Annotated in this window: 4 protein-coding genes; 3 read left to right on the top strand and 1 reads right to left on the bottom strand. The window is 25.8% G+C overall.

Features of this window, described 5'->3' with window-relative positions:
• The 3 genes from E0K96_RS11945 to E0K96_RS12370 all read left to right on the top strand — a co-directional run.
• On the top strand, nucleotides 1-964 hold a 964-nt coding region (locus E0K96_RS11945), incomplete at its 5' end, for a hypothetical protein (RefSeq protein WP_168083422.1).
• Nucleotides 965-1,018: 54 nt separating this feature from the next.
• The gene (locus tag E0K96_RS11950) at nucleotides 1,019-1,942 is read left to right on the top strand and encodes a zinc ribbon domain-containing protein (RefSeq protein WP_168083424.1); all 924 of its coding nucleotides are present in this window, start codon (nucleotides 1,019-1,021) and stop codon (nucleotides 1,940-1,942) included.
• A gap of 151 nt (nucleotides 1,943-2,093) precedes the next feature.
• Nucleotides 2,094-3,089: a recombinase family protein gene (locus E0K96_RS12370; RefSeq protein WP_168083426.1), complete on the top strand. Its 996-nt coding sequence runs from the start codon at nucleotides 2,094-2,096 to the stop codon at nucleotides 3,087-3,089.
• Nucleotides 3,090-3,561: 472 nt separating this feature from the next.
• Here E0K96_RS12370 and E0K96_RS11960 read toward each other — a convergent pair.
• Nucleotides 3,562-4,007 (bottom strand): hypothetical protein (locus E0K96_RS11960; protein WP_168083428.1); only part of this gene is annotated, 446 nt, incomplete at its 5' end.

Raw genomic sequence — 4,007 nt, forward strand, 5'->3', positions numbered from 1 at the left:
AAAGTCTGTATTTATTATTTCTTTTATAATTGTTATTCTACTAGCTATTATTGGTTTTTCTATGTTTTCAATTCCTAAAGATGTAGAAATAGAGGCTGGTACTTTAGCAAATGAAATATATAATGGTGATGTAGATAAGTATGCTTCAAATAATTTATTTGTTCATGGATATATTATAAGAGATACTAGAGAGTCTAATAATGAAAAAAATGGTTATTATATTGTTGTATCTGACATTGATAACTGGGAGACATTAGATTCTAGTCAAATAGTTACTTTTAAATATGATATGGGAATAGAAGAGAGTGTTGGAACTGGAAGTGAAATAATAGTACAAGGGCATTTAGATATACAAGAAGATTCTCCAGATATGAGTATTTTAGTTGGAGATGATATCACAATAAAAAATAAGGTGGATCCTACATATAAAATAGATTTTGATCAATTAAGTAATGACTATGTTAATAAAAAGATAACTATTACTGGTCGTATGATAAATGTTATTGGGGATGGAAATTACCTAACCGACGTAGATTTAAATTATGCTGTAAAATTGAAAGGATTTACTGAAGATGAATTTGCTTCATATTTCAAGAATGGAAGTTATGCAGTCGTTACGGGTGTACTAAAAGATACTGGAGTAATTGATGTAGAAAAGATTGATCAAAATCAAACTACTAAAGATATGTCTTTTGAATATGGAACATCGGTTAAAGATTGCATTAATTCTTATGTGAATATTGGAGAAGAAATAACTATAAAAGGAATTTTTGTAAAGAATGGAAGCTTCAGTGTACCATATTCAGTACAAGATGAAGAAACTGGGCAATTTATTACTCTTTCTGTTCCTTTTGAAAATATCGATTTGGATAAATATTTTGAATCTGGGGAAAATTGTGTTGTTACCGGATATATTTCAGAAGGTGGAACAAGTTACGTGATAAATATTACTGCAATTGGTTAAATGATATGGTTGATAATGTTGTAAAAGTATTATTTAAGAAAGTAGGTAATTTAAATGTACTGTAATAAATGTGGAACAAAACTTGATGATAATGCAAAATTTTGTAATAAATGTGGGAATAAAATAAAAAAACAAAATAATGAAACTGCCGAAATTATAGACGATAATGATAATAAAAAGTATAAAAATGATATTTGTAAAAGAGTAGGGCAGTTATTTGGTATGAAAGAATATAAGTGTGAAAAAATAAAAGTCATAAAAATAATACAGGATGAATTTAATATTGGCTTGAGAGAAGCAAAGTCAATAGTGGATGAATACCTTGAGAATTCGATAGAATTTGAAAGTACATATTCCAATTCAGAAAATAAATATTATTTAGATGACAATATGCAATATGCTGAAAAAAGTAAAATTACTAATGAATATGTGAGTTCAGACCGTGAAAATGAAGACTATATTTTTTTAAATAATATAGTTAATAAAAAAAGAAAAAGACTAAATAACAGACTTGAATTGGGTAAGAAAGTAATAAACTGGTTATTAGCGTTAGCTACGATATGGTTTATTTATAAACAGATTGATATGTCTGAAAATTATAAGTTTATTATATATACTATAAGATATTTTATTTTTATCATACCATTTTGTTTCTTTGTCGAAGTATATGATGAGATATATAAATTATTCTTATTGAAAAGAAATTCAATAAATAAAAATTATTCAAAAACAAAGATTATAGTAATTAAAGTAATTTATGTAGTATTTTTATTGGTAGTAATGAATAGTTTGATTAATCCAACTGATAACGGATTTGGATTATTAAAAGTCCTAGTTCAAGAAAACTTTTTTGTAGGATTAATAGAATACTTACTATATATTAAGTTTGAAATATTTTGTTTAATTATTTTGGGTATTGGTAACTATTATGTGGATACAAAAATTTTAGGTTTTATGGAAAGGAAAATAAATAATTAAAGAAAAGTTAATTTAGAGTATAATCTATTGAAACACGCTATTGATGTATCAATAAAATTGAATATAAAATTTTGGAACGTTTCACTTAAAGTTGTAACTTAGTGGAACGTTATTTGTTTATTGTTAGTATATACAAAGTGAGGTATTAATAGTGAAAATTGGATATATTAGAGTGTCTACTGTTGAGCAAAACACTACTAGGCAGGAAGTTATTATGCAGAGATTAAATGTAGAAAAATTATTTATTGATAAAATGAGTGGTAAGGATATGCACAGACCAATGCTAAAGGAAATGATGTGTTTTGTTAGAAAGGGTGATATAGTTGTGGTTGAATCAATTAGTCGTTTTGCACGTAATACACGGGATTTACTAGAACTCATTGATCAATTAACTAATAAAGGAGTACAATTTGTAAGTGTAAAAGAACAGATAGATACTTCTACACCTATTGGTAAATTTATGCTAACTGTTCTGGCAGCAATCTCGCAACTTGAAAGGGATTATATTTTGGAGAGGCAAAGAGAAGGAATAGCAATTGCAAAGGCAAATGGTAAATATAAAGGAAGGAAAAAGATTCAGAATGATAAATTTGAAGAAATATATAAAAAATGGAAAAATAAGGAAATTACAAGTACACAAGCTATGAGGTTATTGAAATTTAGTAAGACAACTTTTTATAGAAGAATAAAGGAGATTAAAAAAATGAAGAAAAAAGTTAATATTATTTCCTTGAAGATATGTAGGGAAAAAATGGTTGAATATGAAAGTAAGGGGATTTCAAATCCTGATAAAGCATTTGAAGTCATCAGCAATATAGTTAGTAATACTGATCGTGAATATTTTGGTGTTATTATGATGAATAGTGTCAATGAAATAAATTCTTTTGAGATATGTTCAGTTGGTACGGTTAATACGACAATTTCACATCCAAGGGAAGTGTTTAAAGGAGCTATACTTTCAAATGCCTCGAAAATAATGCTTTTTCATACGCATCCAAATAATACCATTGAACCATCACAGGCGGATATTGATATAACAAAGAACTTAATTGAGGTATCAAAAATATTACAGATCCCAATCATAGATCATATCATTACATGTCAAAGAGGATATTTTAGTTTTGCTGAACATGGTATCCTTTTTTGAGAGTGGTATCTGGAAAAGTATAAATTTTGGAGGTATAAAATCAATTATTAAAAATAATATGTAATACATAATTATTTTATTTGAATATCATTGATTGTGGAACATAGATATGGTCATAAAAATATGAGAATTATGGGCAATAAAATAATTAATCAAAGCGAAGGGTGAATATAAAAGAAATTATATTGGAAGTAATATCATAGCAAAGAATAAGGTCTTGCTTTATGGAGCGGTAACAGAATCATATAAAAAATAGATGAGCAAAACTCATCTATCAACAATATTACTCAGTATAAAAATTGAAAAAAGCATAATCGATTCATCAGAAGAAATTCAAATAAAGGGGGATAAAAAGGATTAAAACCTAAATGATATAATAATTTAGAGAGGAAAATTCCTCTCTATTTTTATTTAGGATAAAAAGAGATATAAAAACATGACAAATTGCTATATATAGTGTTTTGACATATTATCATCCCTTGATAAATCCTTGTTTAATTAAATAGGTGAATAAAAAAGGATAACTTCTAATAATACTATAATATTGGTCATAATTATTTTGAAAATTTATTTCATTAAAATCTAGATCATATGGAATTATATTATAAATATAATCTAATTCAGTGATTATTTCTTCAATTAGACAATTTAAAAAAATATTATTTTGATTATTTTGTATCTCAGAATATGTGTTTTCAATATGAGATACAATGTGTGTGATTTCATCTAATATTAAGTTTTCAAAATTCTCCAAATAGTCATAAATAAAATCAATAGTAATGTCAAATACTAATTTTTGTTCTTTTAAAAAATTATATCTATTTGATTTAAATAACGTAAAAGTTTGATAATTATATGACTTATTTGTAGGATCCTTTTTTAATATAGACTCATTGCTCCCGTTTAAATAATATAAAT

It is taken from the genome of Massilimicrobiota sp. SW1139, assembly GCF_012027715.1.
Taxonomy (GTDB): domain Bacteria; phylum Bacillota_I; class Bacilli_A; order Erysipelotrichales; family Coprobacillaceae; genus Allocoprobacillus; species Allocoprobacillus merdigallinarum.

Coding starts and splice junctions, on each gene's coding strand:
- E0K96_RS11950 (WP_168083424.1), top strand. CDS start 1,019: ATGTACTGTAATAAATGTGGAACAAAACTTGATGATAATGCAAAATTT.